Raw genomic sequence first — 23,076 nt, 5'->3', positions numbered from 1 at the left:
GCGGCCTTCGGCCTTGTTCCGCGCAGGGTGCTTCAATCAGATGACCGCTCCAGGCCATTCACTCCCCCTACCCCCGCCGCCACGGCCACAGCGGATGCGCCACCGGATCCTTTGTCCGCCACAGATAGTCACGAAAGACCTGCCCGTAAGACCGGTAGACATAACCATCGTTGCGCCGCCGGTAATGCGCGCGTCGCGCCGCATAAAGCCCCGGCAACCGGTACCACGGCACCTCCGGATGCATGTGATGCACCACATGCAGGTTGTTGTTCAGAAACAGCAACGCCAGCGGCCCCCGGTCCTCGACGATGACAGTGCGCCCGCGCGCCCGCGCATGCGCGCGATGCTCCAGAAAGGTGCGGATCTTCAACAGCGCGATCCCCAGCCACACCGCCAGCAGGTAGCCCCAGACCGGCATCGCGGCCACCCAGACCCAGGCCAGCACCACCGCCACCTGCGGCACATGCCACAGCCATGCCTCCCGCACACCCCGATCCCCGGCGCGAATCGCCTGCCAGTCGGCCCGCAAAAACGCCCATTGCGCAATGAACGGCCCCAGTATCATCCGCCCCGCCAGCGTGTTGTTGGCCCGCAGAACCGTCCGCGCCCAGCCCGGAAGCCGGTCCCACACGCTCGGGTCCAGGTAATTCGATTCCGGGTCGTCATAGGGATCGGTCAGATGTTCATCCCGGTGATGCGCCAGATGGGTGTCGCGAAATCGCCCATAGGGAATCATCAGGCACAGGCAGGGAAAGACCGCCACCTCGTTCCAGACGCGCGCCCTGAACGGATGGCCGTGCAGCGCCTCGTGGCACAGCGACGACTGCAGCGCGATCGCCAGCCCGGTGACACAGATCCCCAACGGCAGCCAGACCGCAGCCCCCCATGTCGTGCCCAAAAGCCACACCGCGTAGCAGGCGATCAGCAACAGCAGGGTGGGCCATTCCACCGCCCCGCGGCGCGCCTCATCCATGACAGCGCCCCCATCCGATGCGCGACCAGACGCGCTCGTAGAGCACATAGGTGGTGAATCCGATCGCGGTATTGATCACCGCCATCAGCCCGCCCGCCGTCAGCGAGCCGGTGACGACCAAGCCGACCACCGCCATGACCGCAAGCCCGATCAGGTTCCAGATCACCGCCTTCACGATGCTGCGCAATCGCGTCTCCATGTCTCCTCCATTTGATTGAACGATGCGCAGAGAATGCTTTCGATTTGATTGACCGACCATTTCGGAAATGGTTAACATTTTTTCGCATTCGTGATTTAAATCACCATATGAATGAAAAACTCGACAAACGTCTGCGCGCCACGCTGTTTCGCACCCGACTGGCCGAGGCGATGCGCCTGCGCGACACCAATCAAAGCGCGCTCGCCCGCGCCATCGGGGTGGACCGTTCCACCGTGTCGCAACTGCTGACCGGCACCGGCGCGCGCCTGCCCAATGCGCAGGTGGTGGGCGAATGCGCGGGCGCGCTGGGCATCTCCGCCGACTGGCTTCTGGGCCTCACCGACCGGCCCGAAACCGCCGCCGACATGCTCGCCAATACCCTGTCACTGACCGAGGCCCCCCGCGCGCTGGTCGACGAGCAGATCTTCGCCTGGCACAAGGAGGCGGCGGGCTACAAGATCCGCCACGTCCCCGCCGGCCTGCCCGACATGCTCAAGACCCGGGCCATGCTGGAATGGGAATACGCACCGCATCTTGGCCGCTCCACCGATCAGGCCATCGGCGCGTCTGAGGACCGCATGGCCTGGATGCGCGCCGCGCGCTCGGATTACGAGATCGCCCTGCCGCTCTTCGAGATCGAAAGCTTTGCGCGCGGCGAAGGCTATTACCGCGACCTGCCCGAGGAGATCCGCCGCGCCCAGCTCGACCATTTCATCGCCGTGACCTCCCAGCTCTATCCCGGCTTGCGGCTCTACCTATTTGACGCCCGCCGCCTCTATTCCGCGCCAGTCACGATTTTCGGCCCCCTCCTCGCTGTGCTCTATCTGGGGCGCAACTACCTCGTGTTCCGCGATACCGAGCGGGTGCAGGCGATGACGCTGCATTTCGACGGGCTGCTGCGCGAGGCAGCGATCAGCGCCCGCGCCCTGCCCGACCACCTGCGCGCCCTGCGCGACGAGGTCGGCTAGGGAGATATACGACGGGCCAGATGGACCGACGCGAATGGCCGGTTGCTGCCGTTCACGTGCATCCCCAATGCGCGGAATCAAGGTGCCGCAGGCACCGCCGCGCAGCGCCCGACCGCCCCCTCGGGCGGGCGCTTTTGCAATGTATCAAGCCATTGATAACGCGGGAGTGTTTGGCTGGCATAAAGTGCGGTCCACCGAGGTTGCTGCGCCCACCCGGCGGTCGGGCACCGCACGGCTCATCTATAAACCGTTAATGTCCGCCCCATGCCTCCCCCCCTACCCCCGCTGCAACCGCACCGGAATCTCCCGCGCCAGACGAATGAGATGCGCCATATAGGGCTTGTCCGCATCCTCATCGCGGATCGCCGCATAGAGCCGCTTGGTCTTGCCCGCTTCCGTCAGGGGCCGCGTCACGTAATCCGTGCTCGTCTTGACCTCGCGCACCACCCAGTCGGGCAACACCGCAACCCCGCGATTGGACGCCACCAGCAGCAGGATCACCGCCGTCAACTCCACCTGCCGTATGCTGCGCGGCTCCACCTTGGCGGGCGTCAGCAATTCGGTGAACACATCCAGCCGCGAGCGATCCACCGGATAGGTGATCAGCACCTCGTCGCGAAAGTCACCAGCCTCGACATAGTCCTTCTGCGCCAGCGGATGCTGGCTTGAGGCCACGAACACCGGCTCGTAATCGAAGAGCGGCTTGAACGTGATCCCCGGCAGATCCTCCGGGTCCGAGGACACCACCAGATCGACCTCTTCCTTCTGCAACGCGGGCAGCGCGTCAAAGGCGAGGCCGGGCCGGATATCCACATCCACCTCGCCCCATGTCTTGCGAAACCGCTCCAGCACCGGGAACAGCCACTCAAAACAGGCATGGCACTCGATGGCGATATGCATCCGCCCCGCGCTGCCCTCGCGCAGCCCCTCGAACTCATGCTCCAGCGCCTCGATCTCGGGCAAGATCTTCTCGGCCAGCCGCAACAGGCGCTGCCCCGCCGCCGACAGGCGCAACGGCTTGGACCGCCGCACGAAAAGCTCCACCCCGGCCTGATCCTCCAACCCCTTGATCTGGTGGCTCAGCGCCGATTGCGTGATGTGCAGCAGGTCCGCCGCGCGCGCCAATCCGCCCGCCTGATGGATGGCGCGGATCGTCCTGAGATGCCGGAACTCGATATGCATATATTAGCGCGCCTCATTCAAACCATGAATTTAATGAAGTTGTCTCACAATGCTGCGCCTGCAACAAGAGGGCGACAGTTCCAGCTTCCTCACAGGATGATCCCGATGAAAACGCCGCGCATCTCGTTCGAATTCTTCCCGCCCAAGACGCTCGAGGCGTCGTTCCGTCTCTGGGATACCGTCCACACCCTCTCGCCGCTCGATCCGCGCTTCGTCTCGGTCACCTACGGCGCGGGCGGCACCACGCGCGAACTGACGCGCGAGGCCGTGGGCACGCTGCACAAGGCCACCGGCCTCAACGTCGCCGCCCATCTGACCTGCGTCGATGCCAGCCGCGAAGAAACGCTGGAGATCGCCGATCAGTTCGCCGCCGCCGGTGTCACGGAACTCGTCGCCCTGCGCGGCGACCCGCCCAAGGGCTCGACCGGCTTCACCGCGCACCCGCAAGGCTTCGGTGACAGTTGCGAACTGATCTCAGCCCTCGCCGAGACCGGCAAGTTCACCATCCGCGTCGGCGCCTATCCCGAGAAACACCCCGAGGCCGCCGACAGCCGCGCCGATATCGACTGGCTCAAGCGCAAGATCGACGCGGGCGCGACTGAGGCGATCACCCAGTTCTTCTTCGAGGCCGACACCTTTTTCCGCTTCCGCGATGCCTGCGTCGCGGCGGGCATCGACGCGCCGATCATCCCCGGCATTCTGCCCATTGAGAACTGGACCGGCGCGCGCAAATTCGCCACCTCCTGCGGCACGCAGATCCCCGCTTGGCTCGACGATTGCTTCGACAAGGCGATCCGCGATGACCGTCACGACCTGCTCGCCACGGCGCTGGCCACAGAGCTATGCAGCGACCTGATCGAGGGCGGGGTGGAAGACCTGCATTTCTACACGCTCAATCGCCCCGAACTGACCCGCGATGTGTGCCACGCCCTCGGCGTGACACCCCGCGTCACCCTGCGCGACGTGGCCTGACGGCTTGCCCCACGGCGCGGCGCGGCATAGCCTGTCCGCGCACGCGCCACGGGGGACAACCATGCCGGATCACGCCACTTCGCTCGACGATCTGCCCGACATGACAGCGCTCCTGTCGCGCTCCGGGCTCGACTTCATGCGCGACATGATCGCGGGCACCCTGCCCGGCCCGCCCATCGGCGCGACCTTGGGCTTTCACCCCGTCGTGGCCGAGCCGGGCTGCGTCGTCTTCGAGGGCACGCCGACCTTTGCCGCGCTCAACCCGATGCGCGGTGTGCATGGCGGCTGGTATGGCGCGATCCTCGACAGTTGCATGGGCTGCGCGGTGATGACCGAACTGGCGCGCGGCGAGATTTACACGACGCTGGAATTCAAGACCAACATCACCCGCGCCTTGGCCCTCGGCCGCGCGGTCCGCGCCATCGGCACCGTGCAGCATCGCGGCCGCTCAACGGGCGTCGCCACCGGCGAATTGCGCGGCGTCGGGGATGGCAAGCTCTACGCCACCGGCTCCACCACCTGCATCATCCTGCGGCCCGACACTGGCACTGACACTGGCCCCGATTTCACCCCGCCAGCACCGCCCCCGGGTTCATGATCCCCTGCGGATCGAGCGCCGCCTTGATGCTGCGCATCGCAGCCAGTTTCACCGGATCGCCATAGCGCTCCAGATCCCCGACCTTGAGCCGCCCGATCCCGTGTTCGGCACTGACCGACCCGCCCATCTCGTGCACCAGATCATGCACCGCCCGCTTGATCGCGTCGCGCTCGCCCACATGATCGGCGCGGGCGCGCCCCGACACGGGAAAGACGTTGTAATGCAGGTTGCCGTCGCCCAGATGCCCGAAACAGTTGATCCGGAAATCGCCGATCCCCGCGATCACCCCGGCCCCTCGCGCGATGAACGCCGGGATTTCCGACATCGGCAATGATATGTCATGCGAACTCACCGATCCGATCCGCCGGTTGGCCTCGGGGATCTGCTCGCGCACCTCCCAGAACGCATGCCGCTGCGCCTCGGATTGTGCGATCGTGCCATCGCTCACCAGCCCCGCCTCGAACGCTTCGGCAAAAAGCGTCTCCAGCGCCGCCGCCGGATCAAGCCCCCGCGCCAGCCCCACGTCAATGAGCACGAACCACTCGGGCATCTCGTCGAACGGCTGACGGATATCGGGCAGCGTCTCGGCCAGGAATTCCAGCCCCTGCCGATGCATGATCTCGAAGGCGCTCACGCCCTCGCCCAGATGATCGCGCGCCAGTGCCAAGAGGTCGAGCGCCGCGCGCGGCCCCTCCACAACCATCAGCGCCGTGCCCTCGCCACTCGGGCGCGGATAGAGCTTGAGCGCAGCGGCGGTGATCACCCCCAGCGTGCCCTCCGATCCGATCAGCAGGTTGCGCAGATCGTACCCGGTATTGTCCTTGCGCAGCCGCTTCAGCCCGTGCCAGATCCGCCCATCGGGCAGCACCGCCTCCAGCCCCAGACACAGATCACGCGCATTGCCATAGCGCAGGACGTTGACCCCACCCGCATTGGTCCCGAGAAGGCCGCCCAACCGCGCCGATCCCTTGGCGGCGATACTGAGCGGGAAGAGCCGCCCGGCCGCCTCCGCCGCGTCGTGAATATCCTGCAGGATCGCGCCCGCCTCGACGACCATCACGTTTTCCTCGGGCCAGATGCCGCGCACCGCGCGCATCCGCTCGAGGCTCAGGATCACCGGCACCGGGCCATCGGGCGCGATCTGCCCGCCGACCAATCCCGTGCCCCCACCATAAGGCACCACCGGCACCCCCGTCTCGGCACAGGCGCGCACCACATGTGCCACGCCCTCCACGTCGTCGGGGGCCAGCACCACGCCCTGCCCCTGCCAGCGCCCGCGCGGCTCTTCCAGATAGCGCGGCTCGGCCTCGCGAAAACTCGCGTCGGTCAGACCCGCGCGCAGGGTGTCGATGAATGTGGGGGTGGCGGAATGGAGCGTCATGACCCTTAGCTATCACAAGCCCGGCCCAAGGCCAGCCCGTTCCCCCGCTTCGTCTTGCCATAAATATCCAGATCCGCGGCTCACAGCTTCGACGAGATCACCCCGGTGTTGAAGCCGCCCATCCGCAACTCGCCAAAGAGCCGCTGATATTCGATCTTCGGGCAGCGGTTCATCACCACATCCACCCCGCGCGCCCGCGCACGCTCGGCGGCATGCGCGTGCTCCACACCGATCTGCATCCAGACCGTCTGCAACCCGGGAAACATATCCAGCGCCTCGTCGACGATGGGCGGTACATGCTCCGACCGGCGAAAGATATCGATCATATCGACCCCGCCCTCGATCTCGGACAGCGACGCCACGATCCGTTGCCCGAACAGCATCTGCCCGGCATGGCCCGGATTGACCGGCACCACCTCGAATTTCTTCAGGCTCAGGTAGCGCGCCACGTAATAGGACGGGCGCACCGGGTTCATCGACACGCCGACCACCGCGACGCGCCGCGTGCGGGTCAGGATCTCGCGCAGGTGGGAATCACTGTAATCTTCGCTCATGGCGACCACTCAAGCACGAAGCGCACCAAGAAAAAAGCGCCCAAGTAAACACTTGGGCGCCAGTCGCGGAACGAGGGACAGTGATATGAGACGCCGAGGTTCCGGATCGGCATCTCTGGGACAAATGTAGGTCCGATTCTCAGAATATAAAGGGATTGTAATATAGCTGTGACTACCGGTGACGCCGCGCCCTCAGTCAAAGATATCCTCGACCACGTCCCAGATTTCCTCCAGCACCCGCCGCCCCAGGCCCTTGCGCCGCTTGGGCTTTTTTCTGCCGCGCGCAGGGGCGCGGTCGTCGCGATACTCCTGCCGGGGCAGCGGCATCGGGCGTGTGTTGGCGCGGGGCCGCTCGATCTTGGCCTTGGGCATCGCCTTCATGTCATGCAACGGCGCGCCACAGCTGGAACAGGCCAGCTCATGCCGGTCCCGGTCCAGCACCAGCGCCGCGCGCGTGCCGCAATAATTGCAAGTGGCGATCTTGTGACCCATGCGCCCCATATCGGTCAATTGACGGGGGTTTCCAAGGGCCTGCCCCACGAAACCGTCGCCCGGTTCCGCGATACATGGTAAGGTTGTGGCATTTCCGCAAGAGGATTTCACCCGATGACCGACCTGCCAGACCCGCCCGCGCCGCCCACAGCTCCCCGCGACCTGCCGTTTGATATCGACTTGCGCCGCATCAATCTCGGCGTGGGCTACGTGGCCCTCGGCCTGCCGCTCTCTCTCGCGGTGATCTCGGCGCTGACCAACACCTGTTTCAACGCCTCGATCAGCCACTATTATTACAGCCGCCTTGGTGGCGACATCCTCGTCGGCGCGCTCAGCTTCATCGGCCTGCTGTTGATGTTCTTCTACAGCTTCCGCGCACCGGGGCGCGAAGGCTGTCTCGGCTGGCACTGGTATGATGTGATGCTGCTGAAACTCGCGGGCGCGGCCAGCGTGGTGGTGGCCTTCGTGCCGACCACCGGTTCGGGCTGCACATATACCGGCGAGGTCGCGCGCGTCTTTCTCACCGATGCGGCGGGCTCACAGGGCTTTCACCCACCCGGCGGCACCGTCACCGGCACCATCAGCTATGATTTCTGGGCCAGCTTCGCCCCCATCGGGGCCGATGTGCCGCTTTTGCTGCAACTGGCGCATTTCGGCGCGGCGGGGGTGATGTTCCTGATCCTGGGCTATTTCTCGGCCTATGTCTTCACGCGGCCCAATTCCACCGCCTCGCTGGTCGCGGGCAACCGCAAGGACCGGCGCAACGCGTGGTATCGCGTGCTGGGCAAGCTGATCTTCGCCGTGGTCGCCGTGCTCGGGATCAAGGCGCTGCTCCTGCAGGGCATACTCCCCGACGGCACCGCCCAGAACCTTGCCGCGCTCTGGGACAGCCTGCGCCTGACCTTCGTGTTCGAGGCCACTGGCCTGATCGCCTTCGGCCTCAGCTGGATGATCAAGGGCCGCTTCCTGCCGGTGTTCGAGGATGCCGCCGCGCGCGCTCAGCCGCGCGCAGCGTAAAGTGCCACCGCCGCCGCGTTCGACACGTTGAGCGACCCGAAATCACTGGCGAACCCGATGCGCACCAGCGCATCGACCGTCTCGCGCGTGCGCGGGCGCAGCCCCGGCCCCTCAGCCCCCAGCACCAGCGCCACAGGCCGGTCGCGGCGGCCCTCCAGCGCGCTCTCGATGCTCGCCTCGGCCTCACCGGCCAGCCCCAGCACGACATAGCCCATGGCCTGCAACTCGGTGATCGCATCGGCAAGGTTGCGCACCCGCAGATAGGGTTGGCGCTCCAGCGCGCCGCTCGCGGTCTTGGCCAGCGCCCCGGTCTCGGGGGCGGCATGGTGGCGCGGCGCGATCACCGCCCGCGCGCCGAACACCTCCGCCGAGCGCAGGATCGCGCCGACGTTATGCGGATCGGTCACCCGGTCGAGCAGCACCACGCGCGGCGCCTGCGCGCCATCGCCCAGACAGACCTCCGACAGCGGCCCCCAATCCAGCGGCTTGACCTCCAGCGCCGCCCCCTGATGCACCGAGCCGGGATCGAGCGGCGCGGGAAACTTGCGCGGATCGGCCATTTCCGGCTCCAGCCCGCTCACGGCAATCGCCTCCGAGAGCTTGTCGGCGGCATTGCGCGTCACGATAAGCCGCAGCTTCTCGCGGCGCGGATTCTCCAGCGCATCGCGCACCGCATGCAGACCGAACAGCCACACGGTCTCGGCCGCAGAGGCCCGCCGCGCCTGTTCTTTCTCGATCACCCAACGGGGTTTTTTCATTGGGTTCATACCCCTCTTTTCAGGCGCGCGACCCTGCACCGGAGCGCGCTTATGTGCAAGCGATTTTCCGGTTGACGCCTGCGCAGGCCGCTAGTAATCAGCCCTCCACGTCAGGTGCTCAGCACCGGGCAACGTCAGGTGCTGCGCACCGGGCAAGTGGGCGACAGGCCGCAAGGTGTGGCAGGGGACTGTAACTCCCTCGCGGAGACGCACGCTAGGTTCGATTCCTAGGTCGCCCACCAATAATCTCACTTACCACCTTTTGGTTGATATTTTGGCGCGCTTTCGCGACCAAAAATCAATGGCTTACCCCATGTTTGTCACTTTTCAGTGGATTTCTGCTCCGGTTGAGGGTTTAGCTACCGGTGGAAAAAAGTAGACGGGCGGTTCCGTCTACCTTCGTCTACCGGATTTTCGGAAACGAAGAATCGAACCAGACATGGGTTACAACTTCAATCGAAGTTGAGTGGCTCGAAAGTAGAGTTCAAAGCCCCTAGTACGTTTACAAAACACGTAACCATATCAGAGATGGGTGTTCTTGGTATGGTTCCATCAACAAGATTTTCGCAAGTAGTTTTCCTCGACACTCCCTTGCTGCGTTTGACGACTTAGACCTGCGAACCGCTCATCCGAAAACAACCGTCACAAGGCTACATCAAGCCCATGTTGGAAACGCTGCCTCTCGCTCGAATGGCGGCACTGCGCATGTAGTGCAACCTGTAGTCGCCCTCCGGGACGCGTTCGCCCCTCAGCAACCGTTCAGTTGCGGCCACTGATCCCGCGCTGCGGCACGCCGAAGGAGACATTCGTTGTGATTCCGAATTTGCGTGTTAGGTGAATTCGATCTCAGGCGAAAATAGCCATTTCGCGATTAAACATCCGCGCGTTAGAAGATTTCACTCCACCAGGGAACTGCTGCCCTGACAACCGTTCCATAGTCAAATGCTGATTTCGGACTCTTTGCTTTTTTGTTTGCTCTTAGAACACCGACGAGCTCCCAACCGTGGAATTTTTCGCTGTCCCACTCACACACGGCTTCAAATATATCTGAGTATGCGTAATCTCTTAGAATAAATTCGAAATCAGCGTAACCGACCAAGGCCACAGGGATGCGATCGCTGATAGGTATGTGCAGAGCATTCGCTTTTTCATGGGCGGACTTAAACAATTTGCTGACGAAGACATTGCCCAAAATTGTCCACGGGTCGTATTGCAGCACAACGCCAGCCATGTTCATAGGTGATGCGCTATAGAGCTCATGGGATGTCCGCCACACCTGAACGATGCCCTTTACAACATCAGTAAATGCATCGGCACAGTCTTCGAATGGGTCAGGTGACGTCAACACCCGTTGCGGGATTCGACGAATTTTACACTCAACAATAAGACCTTTCGAAGTTTCTTTGTCTTCAACAAGAATATCCGCACTCATGCCGTATGTAGTTTTCCGTTCAGGCTCAATGGATATGGTCGCCCCAGCATAGTGCCTTACAAGTTCCAAGCAGAGATTTTCAAATGCTTCCCCAGACCGACGTCTCGCGTCGGGGTCGGACACGATATCGTAGTAAAGCCCGTCGGTAATACGAAGCATAAGATTGGATCGAGAAGGAACGAAATATGCTGGCCCCTCAGTATCAGATACTTCAAAAAGCGGCTTTTCTTTTGTGACACTACGGAGGAAATCACGTGGAACGTCAGGATTGCCCGTGCTCCTTGCCCATTCATGATGTCCTTTGATTGTATCGCCGATGACCTGTCGCACTTGATGCACTTGCGCTTTAGTAATGCCGAGCGTTGTAAGATAGCTGGGACGTATCGCTGGGTGTTCAGCACTTCCGGCATAAATCCCAAAACCAACTTTCAAAAAAAGTTCCAGATCGATGCCGTACTTTGCGTAAAAGGCAGCCTTACCGTCGTCTGTTGCGTACACATGCCACGCACGTCCAACGCGAAACATATTCGACGTGCCAAGCTGCCAATCATATTGTGGCCAGAACAAACGTGGCATCGCGGCCAAAACATCGCTCGGCGAGTAATCCATGACGCTCTCCGTGTTGGATAATGATGAATACACGTCGAGCAGTTTGGCCGCACCATTCCAGGATTTCAGGTTTAGGCGTTTCGCGTTTTGCTCTGCAGGCCCAAGAGAAAGTTTTTCACGGAGAATGGCGTCGATTGACCAAGGCGGCACGAAAAATTTGCCGCCAACTTCATGATCAACCGGAACGCCTGGCATCTCAAGACGACGGCGCGCCACTTTCTCGCGCCCGTCTCGCATCGCTTCGATAGCCCAGCTCATAATCATAATATCTTCAACCGGCAAAGGCCGGAGAAGATCATGGAGTCTCCGCTCCCAGTACGCTCGCTTCTCGTTTGAGAATCTTCCCAAATCACGGCCCTCGCTTAGTCTTTTTGCCCTAGCAACACTCATCTAGTGATGCGCGGCATCGATCTCTGCACCTTGGCTCTAAATCAAGCTGTCTTGAACGTCAGCTTTCCTGGGGATGAGGTCAATATTCGCTAATGCCCTGAATGTCCGCAATCCGCCCTTCGTGCCGATGGCCCGATACATGTTACACCCTACGAAAAGCTTTCGTTAAAAATGGGAGGATTACCATCGGCTCTGAATGGTAAGACGTAGAACTTCGTGGACTTTGCGGCATTCGATCAGCTATCGTTTAAAAAGGTTGGGCGGATATCTGCGGGGGTGACATGAATTAGGGCTAAAAGAATCGCGCGAATATCTTTGATGCTTGGTGCGAAATGTAGACGTCCACGTAATTGCGGAAAACAAACTTGAAGGCCCAGCCCTACAGGAAAAGAAATGCGTGGAAAAGGTGTCTACCTTTTTTCAGGTGAACGCATAATTGTTAGCTAAATAGTTAATACAACGTAGACAAGAAGTAGGTGGGAAAGGTTAAGTGGCTGAAAAAGCAAGGCGACTTTCACTAGGTCGCCCACCACTTTCCCCCTTTTGGCTCGTCCCGTAAACCGCCTATACTGCGGCGCAAAACGCAGGGGCACGGGCATGGCCGAACGCGGCACGCAACAGGCAGATTTCAACATCGTGATCGTCGCTCAGGGCGGACGGCTCGAATACGAGGCGCTGATCTTCGCCGCATCATTGCGCGCCATGTCCCCGGAATTTGCCGGGCGGCTCCTCATAGCAGAGCCGCAACCGGGCCCGCTCTGGCCCAATGATCCCCGCATGAAAAGCGCCGAAATCCGCGCCCGGCTCGACGATCTGGGGGCCGAGATCCTGCCCTTCGAGAGCCGTCATTTCGGCCATGCCTACCCCTATGGCAACAAGATCGAGGCGCTTTTCGCCCTGCCCGAGGGCGCGCCCTTCGTGTTCTTCGACACCGACACGCTGATCACCGGCGACCTGAGCCGGGTGCCCTTCGATTTCACCCGGCCCACCGCCTCGCTGCGCCGCAGCGGCACCTGGCCCGAGCCGGAACTTTACGGCCCCGGCTACACGCAGATCTGGAAATCGCTCTACGACAAGTTCGGCCTCGATTTCGAAACCTCGCTCGACCTCTCCCAGCCCGACGAATACTGGAAGCGCTATCTCTACTTCAACGCGGGGTTCTTCTTCTACACCTGCCCGCAGGTCTTCGGGCAGCGCTTCCTCGACTATGCCCTCGCCATCCGCGACGACGCCCCCCCCGAACTGGTGTGCCAGTCGCTCAATCCGTGGCTCGATCAGGTGGCGCTGCCGCTGGTGATCCACGCCCTTGGCGGCGGCCGCTACACCCTGCCCGAGGGGCTGCTCGACGGCGACATCACCTGCCATTACCGCACCCTGCCCCTGCTCTATGCCCGCGAGAGCGATCACGTCATCGCCGTGCTGGAAGAGGTGACCGCCCCGCACCGGACCAAGAAGGCGCTCAAGGAATACGACGCCATCAAGCGGATGATCTACCAGGGGCGCGGCGCCAAGGTGCGCGCGCTCTTCGATCAGGACAACCTGCCCCGCCGCGAACAGGCGATCCGCAACATGATCAAGCGCAACGGCTTCTGGATGCGCTAGGGCGGGGGTTGGCGTTGAGCAGACATTACTGATCCGTAGAAGATGCCGCGCGGTCGCAGGGCCGGGGACTGGCGATGCGACGCCGAATGCCCGCACTTTATGCCAGACAAGTCATTCTAAACTCAACACGCAGCGCTCCCTATCATATCGCCAGGCCGCAGGACGGCCCGGCGATCGCGCGGCACCTTCGGTGCGTCTCGCGCGGAGGGCGGCAACGGCAGCTCACACCCCCAACTTGAGAACATTCCGCGAACATACTACACTCTCCCCCATGACGGCCCCGCTCCTCACCCGCCAGCACCACCGCCCGCGCCCGGCCCTGCGCCTCCTCGGCGCGCTGCCCTTCACCGAGGCCCGCCTGCACGAGGGCTGCGGCCCCGCCCGCCACAGCCTCGCCACGCTGCTCGTCGGGGCCACGCGCGGCCCGGTGCTCTGGATCGCGCCCGCCTGGGGTCCTGACCGCCTCAACCCCGAAGGCGCCTGCCCCCTCACCGGCCCCGACAACGGCCCCGAGCGCCTGCTCTTCGCCACCCCGCAACGCCGCGAGGATCTGCTCTGGTGCATGGAAGAGGCGCTGCGCAGCGGTGCCACCCCCCTCGTCATCGCCGACCTGCCGGGCCCGCCCGGCCTCACCCCGGTGCGCCGCCTGCATCTCGCCGCCGAGGAAGGTGCGGCGCGCGGTCACTACCGCCCCCTCGGCCTGATCCTGACACCGGGCGACGGCGGCGCGCCGGGGGTCGAGAGCCGCTGGCACATGGCCCCCGCGCATGACCTCGACACCGACCGCTGGCATCTGGAACGCCGCCGCGCCCGCGCCGCGCCGCCCGCCGCATGGCACCTGAGCGGACACCCCGGCGCATGGGCGCTCAAGCAAACGTGACATCCGCCCCCCGCCGCCGCGCGTATACCAAGGCATGATCCGCCGCCTCGCCCTCGCCCTTTGCCTGATCGCCACACAGGCCGCCGCCGCACCCGAGGCCTACCGGCTCGACACCGCACGCTCCTCGGTGGGCTTCACCTACCGGCTGGGGCAGGCGGAAACGGCGGGCACCATGCCGGTGCGCGCGGCCGAGATGTGGATCGACCTTGCCAATCCCTCCGCCAGCCGCGTCTCCGTCACGCTCGACGCGAGCGCGGCCCGCGCGGGCGTTTTCTTCGCGACCGAGGCGATGCGCGGGCCGCAGGTACTCGACACCGCGCGCCACCCGTTGATCACCTTCCGCTCCACCCGCATCACCGGCACCCTGCAGGCCGCCCGGATCGAAGGCCGCGTCACCCTGCGCGGCATGACCCGCCCGATCACCCTCGACGCCGGCCTCTACCGCCAGCGCGGCACCGAGGCCCGCGACCTCGACCACCTCACCATATTGCTGACAGGCCAGATCGACCGCCGTGATTTCGGTGCCTCCGGCTTTGCCGACCTCGTGGGACCGGTGATCGACCTGCAGATCGTAGCTAGGATTGAGAGGTAGGGGGCACTCCCGGTCAGGCAGAGAAACGAGGGCAGCGCCTGCCGGGCGGGAGATATCGGCGATGGCGTGAGTCTCGCAGATGCCCTTGATGATAGCTTTCAGCCCAAAGCGGTCATGTACTGAGGGGCTAGGGCCGATGAAAGTAGGCGTTAAAAGTGTTGGCCGTGACTGATTTCAAGTTGAAAAAACTGCCGCTCTCCGTGGGGACTCGATCTCCGCCGCGCCCGCGCAGGGCATCCGGAGGTGGTGCGGGAAGCGGCCCTTCGCTGCCTCACGCACAAACGCGGGCAATGCGTAACAATCTGACTTCCCGGAACCTGCAGGCGAAACCGATTACGCCATTTCGGTATCTGTCCTGCTTGCGATCAATTGTCTGGCTTGATGTCGAAAACCAGCGCGGAGGCCGGAGCGTCGCCCCGGTTGTAGAACCAATGCGTGGTATCTGCATCTTCAATAAAGGCCTCACCAGCCGAATGGACGATTTCGCCGTCTGCGGTGCCTTCCGTCCACGCGCCGCTTTCCATGAACACGATGCCAGGTACGCTTTCGTGCCCATGCCGCGCAATCTGACCGCCGGGCTCGATGGTGATGCGCCGAGCCAGCAGGATACGCCCTTCAAGCCCCAATTGCCGCTCCATCGATTCCGACGGGACGACCGCAAGTTGCTCGACCTGCAGACCGGCATGCTCGGTCGGGAAATGCGCATCAGCCTGTGAAAGCGTGGTTGATAACGCAACTGAAACTAGCGCAACGGCGGCATATTGCGTCAATCCGTTAGTGAAGATCGGGGGGGCTGTGCACTTTGCCATCTCTTTTTCTCCATCTGAAATGAACGTCTCGAACTGAGAAAATGCTAGTCGGATCAGAGATTTGCCTCAAATGATGGTTTTTCACGGCAGGCTGAATTTCTTTCAGTCTATAGCTCGCATTCGCCCCGTGTTTTGAGCGGAGTGGGGCTCTGTGCGATACTACGCTCAGTCAGGCTGATAACTCGGTCGCTTGGGGAGAGACATGATGACCCGGAAATTGCCACCACTCGCCGCTGTGCGCGCGTTCGAGGCTGCAGCCCGGAAAGGCAGCATCAAGGACGCCGCGCAAGAGCTTTGCCTGACCGCATCGGCGGTCAGTCACCAAATCCGGGCATTGGAGAACTATCTCGATACCGCTTTATTCACTCGGTCCGGCAACAGGGTAGAGTTGACGCTCACCGGTCGAGCCTACGCGCGTAAACTGACTGCGCTTTTGGACCTTTTCGACGAGACCACGCGCTCGGTGAAAGAGGCGGGCCAAAAACCATTCCGGGTCCATTGCACGCCCGGTTTCGCGGCCCGCTGGCTCGTGCCTCGACTGAGACAACTTGCCTTCGGCGACCGGGTGCGCATTTCAGTGTCGAACGGAGCACCCTCAACCGATTTCGCTTCAAATGGTGCCGACGTGGTGATCCAGTGGGCGGACGCACATATCCCGGGTGTGGTTACCGAGCCGCTGATGCAATCTGCGCGCTATCCGGTTGCAAGCCCGGCTCTAAAAGAGCGCGAGAAGCTTCGGGAACCGCAAGACCTTCGTCGCACCACCTTGATGCATGACGAGACCATGGACGCCTGGGAGGAATGGTTCGAGGCCGCCGAGATTGCGCCACCCGCCTTTCCAAAAGGTCCTACATTTCCAAATTGCGAACTGGCCACGACAGCGGCGGAAATGGGACAGGGCGTGGCGCTTGCCTACGATGCGGTGGTTCGGGGCACACTCGAAAATGGAACACTCGTTCGCCTCTTCGATACAGTGACAATGCCCTTCGTGATCTACTCGGTCGCCTATTCGGTGGCGCGCAAGAACGATCCTATGGTTCGGGAGTTCTCGGATTGGCTGCACGCGCAGGTGCAGGCCGATGGTGTATCGGCGCGGCGCGACTTGGCAAGTTCACTTGCCAGTCAAGAGTGATGTCGTTCTCATAGCGCACCTCGTTGCAAGCATGGATTTCCACCCAGCCCCGCTTGCGAGGGAGACCGGACAAGCAATACGGTTGGAATGAAGGTCAGCAGAGGGCCGGTTTTTATCGGGCATGCCGGTTCCTTCGCCGTTGCGCCTGCAAGGTCGGCACCTCCAACTCAGCCAAAATGGGCTCACTACTGGCATTCGCCGCACATGGCTCGAAGGTCGGCTATCTTGGTTCAGCCACAACTTTGCAAAGCCCGCTCCCTGCGCAAAGCCGCCACGCACCCTAGCTGAACCACTAGACAGACCGGGCGCGCCCTTCCCCACCGCACGCCCCATTAATCCCACCACCCACCGAAATCCGCACCGACGGAATACCGACGCGATACCGACGCGATACAGCCCCGCAAAACGCAGAAATTTCTAGGCGTTAACCGTGATTCGCGGCCCCTGGCCCGAAACCGACACCGGCATGTCGAAAACAGGTGGCCCCGCCCCCCGCATCCTGCCATTCTGGCCCCACCATGCGCCTGATGATTTCCTTCGCGGCCCTCTTCCTGTCGGTCATTCTGCTCCAGCTTTCCACCGGCGGAGTAGGCCCGCTCGATGCCCTCTCGGGCCTTGCCCTCGACTTCTCCACAGCCCAGATCGGCCTGCTCGGATCGGCCCATTTCGTGGGGTTTTTCATCGGCTGCTGGGTCGCCCCGCGCCTCATGGGTTCGATCGGTCACAGCCGCGCATTCGCCGCCTTCACCGCCATGGGCGCGATCGGTCTTTTGGCCCATATGCTGGTGATCGACCCCTATGCCTGGTCGCTGATGCGGGTCGCCTCGGGCCTCTGCGTGGCGGGCTGTTACACGGTGATCGAGGCATGGTTGCAGGCCAAGGTCACCAACCAGACCCGGGGCCGCACCATGGGCGTCTACCGGGTGGTCGACATGGGGGCCTCATTGGCCGCGCAAATGCTGATTTCCGTATTGGCCCCAGCGTCTTACGTCTCCTACAACCTGCTGGCCCTCTTGTGCTGCGCGGCCCTTCTGCCGCTCACCCTGTCGCGCCTCAGAGAGCCCGAAACCCCCGCCGCCCCGCGCCTGCGCCCGTTGCTCCTGATCGCCTGCTCACCGCTCGCCGCCGCAGGCGTTCTGGTGGCCGCGCTCTCCTCGGCCTCCTTCCGCATGGTGGGGCCGCTCTACGGCGGTCAGGTCGGCCTCGCCGTCGATCAGATCGCGGGCTTTCTGGCGGTGTTCGTGCTGGGCGGCGCGGTCGCGCAATACCCCGTCGGCTGGCTCGCCGACCGCTATGATCGCCGGTGGGTTCTGATCGGCCTCTCGCTCGCCGCGATCCTGTCGAGCCTCACCACCGCGATGACCCACAACCTCGAGACCTTCGGCATCCTGATGACGGCGTTCTTCTTCGGCATGACCACCTTTCCGATCTACTCGGTCAGCGCCGCCCACGCCCATGATTTCGCCGACGCCTCCGAGCGGGTGGAGCTGTCGGCAGCGCTGATGTTCTTCTTCGCCGTCGGCGCCATCGCCGCCCCCCTCATGGCCTCCACCCTGATCGAAGTTTACGGCCCCGCCGCGATGTTCGTGATGATCGCCGCAGGCCATGCCGTGCTGGTGATTTTCGGCCTGATCCGCATGCGTGCCCGCCCCGGCGCCGAGACCCGCACGGCCTATATCTGGTCGCCGCGCACGTCTTTCCTGATCGGTCGCCTGACCGGGCGCAGCCGCGAACGCGACTGACCCGGCCCTAGCCCAGATCGGGCTCGGTTTTGGCAAAAGTTTCAAGGTCTTGCATCGCCTCGAACCACGCCTTCACGCCCGGTACGCTCATCACCGCGTCGGCGTCCGGCGTGAGCGAAACATAGAACAGGATTGGCCCGAGAAAGTAATCGGCCAGCGTCGGCGCATCACCCGCCAGCCACTTCGCCCCGTCGCCGTTGTCCATCAACAGGTGCAACAACGTCTTGGAGTCGGCGATCGCCTGCTTGCGCGCGTCCTCGTCCTGCCCGCCGATAAGATCGGGAAACAGATGATAGCCCGCCACACCGACGAGGGCACCGTAGCCATAGCTGCCGATCAGCCCGATCGCCTCGTTCATCCGCGCGCGGGCCTTGGCATCCTTGGGTGTCAGCGCCGGTTCGGGCGCGATATCCTCCAGATACCGGCAGATCGCATCGGTCTCGCGGATGCGCAGCCCTTCGATATCCAGCACCGGCACCTTGCCGAACGGATGGCGCGCCAGATGCTCGGGCTGGCGCGGCTCGCCTTCCAGCACATTGACCGGCACCTGGTCGTAGTCGATGCCCTTGTCGGCCAGCACCATGCGCACCGTGCGCACATAGGTCGATCCATCGAAGCCATAAAGCACGGGTTTGTCAGCCATTGGTCTTTTTCCTCCTGCGGCGTTTTTCCCGGAAAAGGGTGTCTTGCGTGCCGTGAATGTCAACTCCGACGCTCTGCCCGCTTGACGCGCCGCGCAGGACAAAGCAGGGTTTGCGCGCTCAGGAAAGGCCCGCCATGACCCCCGAAGAGATCGCCAAACTGCCCTACCGCGCCTGTGTCGGCGTGATGCTCGTGAACCGCGCGGGCCATGTCTTTGTCGGGCAGCGCATCGACAATGACGCGCCCGCCTGGCAGATGCCACAGGGCGGCATTGACCCCGGTGAGACCCCGCAACAGGCCGCGCTGCGCGAACTCTGGGAAGAGACCGGCATCCCCGCCGACAAGGTCCGGATCGAGGCCGAGGCCGAGGGATGGCTTTACTACGATCTGCCGCATGACCTCGTGCCGCGCATCTGGAAGGGGCGCTATCGGGGGCAACAGCAAAAATGGGTGCTGATGCGGTTTCTGGGGCAGGACACGGATGTGAACATCGCCACAGATCACCCGGAATTTTCCGAATGGCGCTGGTTGCCGCCCGCTGATTTGGTGGCGAATATCGTGCCGTTCAAACGCGCGGTCTACACGTCGGTGCTCGATGAATTCGAGGCGCTCCTGTGATCCGCGTCGCGCTCTTCACCCTGCTTTGCACGCTCACGGCCCCGGCGCTCGCGCTGACCTGCCTGCCGCCTGATGTGGCCCGGACCTATCAGCAGGTCGCCGAGGCGGAAGAGGCCTACATCGTGGTGCATGCCCGGCTGGAGTTCGACGCCGACGCCCTGCCGCGCACAGACTGGCAGGATCAGGCGGCGAGCCCGCCGCATACCCTGATCCCGGCGCGTATGACCGGGCAGGCCCTCACCAAAACCGGATTCGACCTGCCGTTTGATCGCGCCATAACCCTCGATGCACAGTGTTTCGGGCCGTGGTGCGCGGGCGCCATCCCCGGCACCTCCTATCTCGCCTTTCTGCAACGCACGCAGAGCGGTTACCTGCTCGCGCTCGACCCCTGCGGCGGCATGGGCTTTGCCGACCCCACGCCGGAAACCCTGCGCCGGGTGGAGACCTGTTACAGCGGCGGGCGATGCGATCCTCAAAGCCCCTGACCACGCAGTCGGCATGCGTTTTGCAACGCATAAACCTGAAATCGACCGGATTCGGGTTGTTGCGGGCAAGGGCATCAATATATTACCGATGGTTAATCGAGATGGCTTGGCCTGTGCCCAGTGATGGGGGCAGTGCAAACCGGGCCACAGGGACGGGACAGGGGGCAGGACACGCATGGACAGTGCCGCAATCTATTTGCCGATCATCGCGGCATTGCCATTCTTGGGCGCGCTCTTTCCGGGTTTGATGATCCAGGCGGGCCGCAACACCTGCGCTGCCTTCACCGCGTCTGCCACGATCCTCGCCTTGATCCTGCTGCTGCTCTGCGCCCCCGCCGTGATGCGTGGCGAGGTTCTGACCTTTGGCATCGACTGGCTACCTTCGCTTGGCCTCAACGTCAATTTCATGCTCGACGGGCTGGGGCTGCTCTTTGCCGGGCTGATCCTCGGTATCGGCCTGTTGATCATCCTCTACGCGCGGTTCTACCTCTCGCGAGAGGACCCGATGGGGCAGTTCTACACCTATCTGCTACTCTTTCAGGGCGCGATGGTGGGGATCGTCCTCAGCGACAACATCCTGCTTTTGCTGGTCTTCTGGGAGCTGACCTCGCTCTCGTCCTTCCTGCTGATCGGCTATTGGAAGCATCTGCCCGAGGGGCGGCAGGGCGCGCGCATGGCGCTGACCGTCACCGGCCTCGGCGGTCTTGCGATGATCGGGGGCATGCTGATCCTTGGCAATATCGCAGGCAGCTATGACCTGAGCGTGATCTTGACGCAGAAAGAGGCGATTCAGGCCAGCCCGCTCTACCTGCCCGCGCTGATCCTGATCCTCTTGGGCTGTTTCACCAAATCGGCACAGTTCCCGTTCCACTTCTGGCTGCCGCACGCCATGGCCGCGCCCACCCCCGTCTCGGCCTACCTGCACTCGGCCACGATGGTGAAGGCAGGGCTCTTTCTGATGGCGCGGATGTGGCCGGTGCTGGCGGGCACGCCGGAATGGTTCTGGATCGTGGCCTCGACCGGCCTCATCACCATGGTGATGGCGGCCAAGATCGCGCTCTTCAAGGACGATCTCAAGGCGCTGCTCGCGTTCTCGACGGTCAGCCACCTAGGCCTGATCACCATGCTCCTTGGCCTTGGCACCAAGGCGGCGGCTGTCGTGGCGGTGTTCCACATCATCAACCACGCCGCCTTCAAGGCCGCGCTCTTCATGACCGCGGGCATTATCGACCACGAGGCGCATACCCGCGATATCAAACGGCTTGGCGGGTTGCGGCACCTGATGCCGATCACCTTCACCATCGCCACCATCGCGGCGCTCTCCATGGCGGGCATTCCGCCGCTCAACGGGTTCCTCTCCAAGGAAATGATGCTGGAAGAGGTGGCGCATACCCACTGGATCGGGCCGCATTGGCTGATGGGCGCGGTTGCGACGCTCGGCGCGCTTTTCTCGGTGGCCTATTCGTTCCGCTACATCGCGCATGTGTTTTTGGGCAAGGAACGCAGCGATTACCCCGCCAAGCCGCATGATCCCGGTTTCGGCATGTGGGCAGCCCCGGCCTTCCTGACGGTGTTGGTCATCCTGATTGGCTTCATGCCGATGACCTTCGCGGGCGATCTGGTGAAGGTGACGGCACAGGCGGTGACGCAGGCGGATCCTTATGTGAAAATCTACCACTGGCACGGGCTGGTGCCCGCCTTCTGGATGTCGGTGATCGCGGTTCTGGGCGGCGCGCTACTGCTGGCGCTGCATGGCCCGCTGATGCGCCTGTGGAACGCCACGCCGCGCCCCGAGGCCAAGGTGATGTTCGACGCCGTGACCCGCGCCGCCACATCCCTGTCCAACGCGCTGACCGATGGCATCCACAACGGCGCGCTGACGCGCAACGCCGCCGTGTTCGCCGTCGCGGTCATCGCCGCCGGGGCCTTGGCATGGTCCGGCGGCAGCGCGCTCGGCCCGACGCGCGAGGCGCTGCCGATCACCATCATTCCAGCCATTGGCTGGCTGTTGCTGGTGCTGGCGACGATCTGTCTCGTGGCCTTCCACCGCAACCGCTTCCTCGCGCTGGTGCTGATGGGGATCGTCGGGCTGATGGTGTCGCTCGGCTTCGTCTACTTCTCCGCCCCCGATCTGGCGCTGACGCAGATATCGGTCGAGGTGGTGACGATCATCCTGCTCCTGCTGGCGCTTAACTTCCTGCCGCGCGAGACACCTGCCGAGAGCAGCCCGGCGCGCCGCCTGCGTGACGCAGGCATCGCCATCGTCGGTGGCGTGGCCGTCACCGGCCTCACCTATGCCATCCTCGTGCGTGATTTTGCACAGGAGAGCATCTCGGCCTTCCACCTCGCCAACTCCTACAAGGGCGGCGGCGGCACCAACGTGGTCAACGTGATCCTCGTGGATTTCCGGGGCTTTGACACCTATGGCGAGATCATCGTTCTGGGCATCGCGGCGTTGGTGATCTACGCGCTGACCGAGACCGTGCTCAAGGGGCCGGGCGGCCGTTGGCTCGCCAATTGGGATGCGCATCGCTACGCCGAGGCGGGCGACCGGCACCCGCTGATGATGGTGGTCGCGACCCGCGTGATGATGCCGATTGCGCTGATGGTCGGGGCCTTCATCTTCCTGCGCGGCCATAACGAGCCGGGCGGCGGCTTCATCGCCGGTCTGATCGTCGCCATCGCGTTCCTGATGCAATACATGGCCTCGGGCTTTGCCTGGGCCGAGGACCGCCAGCGCGTGACCTATCACGCCACCATCGGCTTTGGCGTGCTGATCGCCAGCGTGACCGGCATCGGCGCCTGGCTCAACGGGCGGCCCTTCCTGACCTCGGATTACGGCTATCTGCATTTCCCGCCCATCGAGGAATTCGAATGGGCCACCGCCATGGCCTTTGACGTGGGCGTGTTCCTGACGGTGGTGGGCGCGGTGATGCTCGCGCTCAACAGCCTGTCGAGCATGGCACGCCGCTCGGGCGAGACCGTCAACGTCTTCCCGATGGATATCAACCCGGCGCGCGAAGACGCACCGAAAGAGGGAGAGGCCTGA

Annotated in this window: 22 protein-coding genes and 1 tRNA gene; 13 read left to right on the top strand and 10 right to left on the bottom strand. The window is 63.3% G+C overall.

What is annotated here, in order from left to right; all coding sequences use genetic code 11:
- Nucleotides 1-67: 67 nt before the first annotated feature.
- Both BMX04_RS05575 and BMX04_RS05570 read right to left on the bottom strand, forming a co-directional pair.
- Complete coding sequence (locus tag BMX04_RS05575) at nucleotides 68-973, bottom strand: fatty acid desaturase (protein WP_074785358.1); 906 nt, start codon at nucleotides 971-973, stop codon at nucleotides 68-70.
- On the bottom strand, nucleotides 966-1,172 hold the full coding sequence (locus BMX04_RS05570) for a DUF2061 domain-containing protein (RefSeq protein ID WP_074785357.1): 207 nt from the start codon (nucleotides 1,170-1,172) through the stop codon (nucleotides 966-968). Before BMX04_RS05570 ends, BMX04_RS05575 begins: the two co-directional genes overlap by 8 nt.
- Nucleotides 1,173-1,279: 107 nt before the next feature.
- On the opposite strand from BMX04_RS05570, the gene BMX04_RS05565 reads away from it, so the two are divergent.
- Nucleotides 1,280-2,140: a helix-turn-helix domain-containing protein gene (locus BMX04_RS05565; protein ID WP_074785356.1), complete on the top strand. Its 861-nt coding sequence runs from the start codon at nucleotides 1,280-1,282 to the stop codon at nucleotides 2,138-2,140.
- 276 nt (nucleotides 2,141-2,416) lie between these two features.
- Here BMX04_RS05565 and BMX04_RS05560 read toward each other — a convergent pair whose 3' ends face one another.
- Nucleotides 2,417-3,322: a LysR family transcriptional regulator gene (locus BMX04_RS05560; protein ID WP_074785355.1), complete on the bottom strand. Its 906-nt coding sequence runs from the start codon at nucleotides 3,320-3,322 to the stop codon at nucleotides 2,417-2,419.
- Between the two features lie 105 nt (nucleotides 3,323-3,427).
- Here BMX04_RS05560 and metF point away from each other — a divergent pair, with 105 nt between their 5' ends.
- Complete coding sequence (gene metF / locus BMX04_RS05555) at nucleotides 3,428-4,294, top strand: methylenetetrahydrofolate reductase [NAD(P)H] (RefSeq protein WP_074785354.1); 867 nt, start codon at nucleotides 3,428-3,430, stop codon at nucleotides 4,292-4,294.
- A 61-nt stretch (nucleotides 4,295-4,355) separates the two neighbouring features.
- A complete protein-coding gene (locus BMX04_RS05550; protein WP_074785353.1) occupies nucleotides 4,356-4,892 on the top strand; it encodes a PaaI family thioesterase in 537 nt (178 codons plus the stop codon).
- On the opposite strand, the gene BMX04_RS05545 is transcribed toward BMX04_RS05550, so the two are convergent.
- The 3 genes from BMX04_RS05545 to BMX04_RS05535 form a co-directional block, all read right to left on the bottom strand.
- Nucleotides 4,861-6,273, bottom strand: coding sequence for an FAD-binding oxidoreductase (locus BMX04_RS05545; protein WP_074785352.1), 1,413 nt, complete (start codon nucleotides 6,271-6,273; stop codon nucleotides 4,861-4,863). The genes BMX04_RS05550 and BMX04_RS05545 overlap by 32 nt on opposite strands.
- A gap of 80 nt (nucleotides 6,274-6,353) precedes the next feature.
- The gene (locus BMX04_RS05540; protein WP_074785351.1) at nucleotides 6,354-6,827 is read right to left on the bottom strand and encodes a CoA-binding protein; all 474 of its coding nucleotides are present in this window, start codon (nucleotides 6,825-6,827) and stop codon (nucleotides 6,354-6,356) included.
- A 192-nt stretch (nucleotides 6,828-7,019) separates the two neighbouring features.
- Entirely contained in the window at nucleotides 7,020-7,319 is a 300-nt protein-coding gene (locus BMX04_RS05535) for a hypothetical protein (protein WP_050664288.1), read from the bottom strand.
- Nucleotides 7,320-7,433: 114 nt separating this feature from the next.
- Between BMX04_RS05535 and BMX04_RS05530 the strand changes: the two genes are divergently transcribed.
- Nucleotides 7,434-8,336 carry a hypothetical protein gene (locus BMX04_RS05530; protein WP_074785350.1) on the top strand — a complete coding sequence of 301 codons (903 nt, stop codon included), beginning with the start codon at nucleotides 7,434-7,436 and terminating at the stop codon, nucleotides 8,334-8,336.
- On the opposite strand, the gene rlmB is transcribed toward BMX04_RS05530, so the two are convergent.
- Nucleotides 8,318-9,094, bottom strand: a complete 777-nt coding sequence (gene rlmB, locus BMX04_RS05525) for a 23S rRNA (guanosine(2251)-2'-O)-methyltransferase RlmB (protein WP_074785349.1) — start codon at nucleotides 9,092-9,094, stop codon at nucleotides 8,318-8,320. The genes BMX04_RS05530 and rlmB overlap by 19 nt on opposite strands.
- A gap of 158 nt (nucleotides 9,095-9,252) precedes the next feature.
- Between rlmB and BMX04_RS19360 the strand changes: the two genes are divergently transcribed.
- Nucleotides 9,253-9,336 (top strand) — tRNA-Tyr (locus BMX04_RS19360).
- Between the two features lie 644 nt (nucleotides 9,337-9,980).
- Here BMX04_RS19360 and BMX04_RS19020 read toward each other — a convergent pair.
- Complete coding sequence (locus BMX04_RS19020) at nucleotides 9,981-11,393, bottom strand: hypothetical protein (RefSeq protein WP_139194501.1); 1,413 nt, start codon at nucleotides 11,391-11,393, stop codon at nucleotides 9,981-9,983.
- Nucleotides 11,394-12,122: 729 nt separating this feature from the next.
- Between BMX04_RS19020 and BMX04_RS05515 the strand changes: the two genes are divergently transcribed.
- The 3 genes from BMX04_RS05515 to BMX04_RS05505 all read left to right on the top strand — a co-directional run bounded on the left by BMX04_RS05515 (nucleotide 12,123) and on the right by BMX04_RS05505 (nucleotide 14,599).
- Entirely contained in the window at nucleotides 12,123-13,127 is a 1,005-nt protein-coding gene (locus BMX04_RS05515) for a hypothetical protein (protein WP_074785347.1), read from the top strand.
- 271 nt (nucleotides 13,128-13,398) lie between these two features.
- The gene (locus tag BMX04_RS05510; RefSeq protein WP_074785346.1) at nucleotides 13,399-14,007 is read left to right on the top strand and encodes an ImuA family protein; all 609 of its coding nucleotides are present in this window, start codon (nucleotides 13,399-13,401) and stop codon (nucleotides 14,005-14,007) included.
- A 34-nt stretch (nucleotides 14,008-14,041) separates the two neighbouring features.
- On the top strand, nucleotides 14,042-14,599 hold the full coding sequence (locus tag BMX04_RS05505) for a YceI family protein (RefSeq protein ID WP_074785345.1): 558 nt from the start codon (nucleotides 14,042-14,044) through the stop codon (nucleotides 14,597-14,599).
- 365 nt (nucleotides 14,600-14,964) lie between these two features.
- Here BMX04_RS05505 and BMX04_RS05500 read toward each other — a convergent pair whose 3' ends face one another.
- Nucleotides 14,965-15,408, bottom strand: coding sequence for a cupin domain-containing protein (locus tag BMX04_RS05500; RefSeq protein ID WP_083398087.1), 444 nt, complete (start codon nucleotides 15,406-15,408; stop codon nucleotides 14,965-14,967).
- A gap of 205 nt (nucleotides 15,409-15,613) precedes the next feature.
- Between BMX04_RS05500 and BMX04_RS05495 the strand changes: the two genes are divergently transcribed.
- Together BMX04_RS05495 and BMX04_RS05490 are read left to right on the top strand one after the other, a co-directional pair.
- Complete coding sequence (locus BMX04_RS05495) at nucleotides 15,614-16,540, top strand: LysR substrate-binding domain-containing protein (protein WP_074785436.1); 927 nt, start codon at nucleotides 15,614-15,616, stop codon at nucleotides 16,538-16,540.
- 518 nt (nucleotides 16,541-17,058) lie between these two features.
- On the top strand, nucleotides 17,059-18,282 hold the full coding sequence (locus BMX04_RS05490) for an MFS transporter (RefSeq protein ID WP_074785343.1): 1,224 nt from the start codon (nucleotides 17,059-17,061) through the stop codon (nucleotides 18,280-18,282).
- A gap of 7 nt (nucleotides 18,283-18,289) precedes the next feature.
- On the opposite strand, the gene BMX04_RS05485 is transcribed toward BMX04_RS05490, so the two are convergent.
- Nucleotides 18,290-18,925: a glutathione S-transferase family protein gene (locus BMX04_RS05485; protein WP_074785342.1), complete on the bottom strand. Its 636-nt coding sequence runs from the start codon at nucleotides 18,923-18,925 to the stop codon at nucleotides 18,290-18,292.
- A 134-nt stretch (nucleotides 18,926-19,059) separates the two neighbouring features.
- Here BMX04_RS05485 and BMX04_RS05480 point away from each other — a divergent pair, with 134 nt between their 5' ends.
- The 3 genes from BMX04_RS05480 (at nucleotide 19,060) to BMX04_RS05470 (ending at nucleotide 23,076) form a co-directional block, all read left to right on the top strand.
- Entirely contained in the window at nucleotides 19,060-19,542 is a 483-nt protein-coding gene (locus BMX04_RS05480; RefSeq protein WP_074785341.1) for an RNA pyrophosphohydrolase, read from the top strand.
- Nucleotides 19,539-20,027, top strand: coding sequence for a hypothetical protein (locus tag BMX04_RS05475; protein WP_074785340.1), 489 nt, complete (start codon nucleotides 19,539-19,541; stop codon nucleotides 20,025-20,027). Before BMX04_RS05480 ends, BMX04_RS05475 begins: the two co-directional genes overlap by 4 nt.
- Before the next feature lie 190 nt (nucleotides 20,028-20,217).
- A complete protein-coding gene (locus BMX04_RS05470; protein WP_074785435.1) occupies nucleotides 20,218-23,076 on the top strand; it encodes a monovalent cation/H+ antiporter subunit A in 2,859 nt (952 codons plus the stop codon).

Origin of the sequence: Roseovarius tolerans (assembly GCF_900109855.1) — a bacterium.
Lineage (GTDB): Bacteria > Pseudomonadota > Alphaproteobacteria > Rhodobacterales > Rhodobacteraceae > Roseovarius > Roseovarius tolerans.
The sequence above is the reverse complement of the archived record's forward strand: the minus strand, read 5'-3'. Positions and strand labels throughout refer to the sequence as shown.

Bases quoted from the DNA above. Each gene is read 5' to 3' on its own strand.
- BMX04_RS05575 (WP_074785358.1), bottom strand. From the start codon at position 973: ATGGATGAGGCGCGCCGCGGGGCGGTGGAATGGCCCACCCTGCTGTTG.
- BMX04_RS05570 (WP_074785357.1), bottom strand. From the start codon at position 1,172: ATGGAGACGCGATTGCGCAGCATCGTGAAGGCGGTGATCTGGAACCTG.
- BMX04_RS05565 (WP_074785356.1), top strand. From the start codon at position 1,280: ATGAATGAAAAACTCGACAAACGTCTGCGCGCCACGCTGTTTCGCACC.
- BMX04_RS05560 (WP_074785355.1), bottom strand. From the start codon at position 3,322: ATGCATATCGAGTTCCGGCATCTCAGGACGATCCGCGCCATCCATCAG.
- metF (WP_074785354.1), top strand. From the start codon at position 3,428: ATGAAAACGCCGCGCATCTCGTTCGAATTCTTCCCGCCCAAGACGCTC.
- BMX04_RS05550 (WP_074785353.1), top strand. From the start codon at position 4,356: ATGCCGGATCACGCCACTTCGCTCGACGATCTGCCCGACATGACAGCG.
- BMX04_RS05545 (WP_074785352.1), bottom strand. From the start codon at position 6,273: ATGACGCTCCATTCCGCCACCCCCACATTCATCGACACCCTGCGCGCG.
- BMX04_RS05540 (WP_074785351.1), bottom strand. From the start codon at position 6,827: ATGAGCGAAGATTACAGTGATTCCCACCTGCGCGAGATCCTGACCCGC.
- BMX04_RS05535 (WP_050664288.1), bottom strand. From the start codon at position 7,319: ATGGGTCACAAGATCGCCACTTGCAATTATTGCGGCACGCGCGCGGCG.
- BMX04_RS05530 (WP_074785350.1), top strand. From the start codon at position 7,434: ATGACCGACCTGCCAGACCCGCCCGCGCCGCCCACAGCTCCCCGCGAC.
- rlmB (WP_074785349.1), bottom strand. From the start codon at position 9,094: ATGAAAAAACCCCGTTGGGTGATCGAGAAAGAACAGGCGCGGCGGGCC.
- BMX04_RS19020 (WP_139194501.1), bottom strand. From the start codon at position 11,393: ATGAGCTGGGCTATCGAAGCGATGCGAGACGGGCGCGAGAAAGTGGCG.
- BMX04_RS05515 (WP_074785347.1), top strand. From the start codon at position 12,123: ATGGCCGAACGCGGCACGCAACAGGCAGATTTCAACATCGTGATCGTC.
- BMX04_RS05510 (WP_074785346.1), top strand. From the start codon at position 13,399: ATGACGGCCCCGCTCCTCACCCGCCAGCACCACCGCCCGCGCCCGGCC.
- BMX04_RS05505 (WP_074785345.1), top strand. From the start codon at position 14,042: ATGATCCGCCGCCTCGCCCTCGCCCTTTGCCTGATCGCCACACAGGCC.
- BMX04_RS05500 (WP_083398087.1), bottom strand. From the start codon at position 15,408: ATGGCAAAGTGCACAGCCCCCCCGATCTTCACTAACGGATTGACGCAA.
- BMX04_RS05495 (WP_074785436.1), top strand. From the start codon at position 15,614: ATGACCCGGAAATTGCCACCACTCGCCGCTGTGCGCGCGTTCGAGGCT.
- BMX04_RS05490 (WP_074785343.1), top strand. From the start codon at position 17,059: ATGCGCCTGATGATTTCCTTCGCGGCCCTCTTCCTGTCGGTCATTCTG.
- BMX04_RS05485 (WP_074785342.1), bottom strand. From the start codon at position 18,925: ATGGCTGACAAACCCGTGCTTTATGGCTTCGATGGATCGACCTATGTG.
- BMX04_RS05480 (WP_074785341.1), top strand. From the start codon at position 19,060: ATGACCCCCGAAGAGATCGCCAAACTGCCCTACCGCGCCTGTGTCGGC.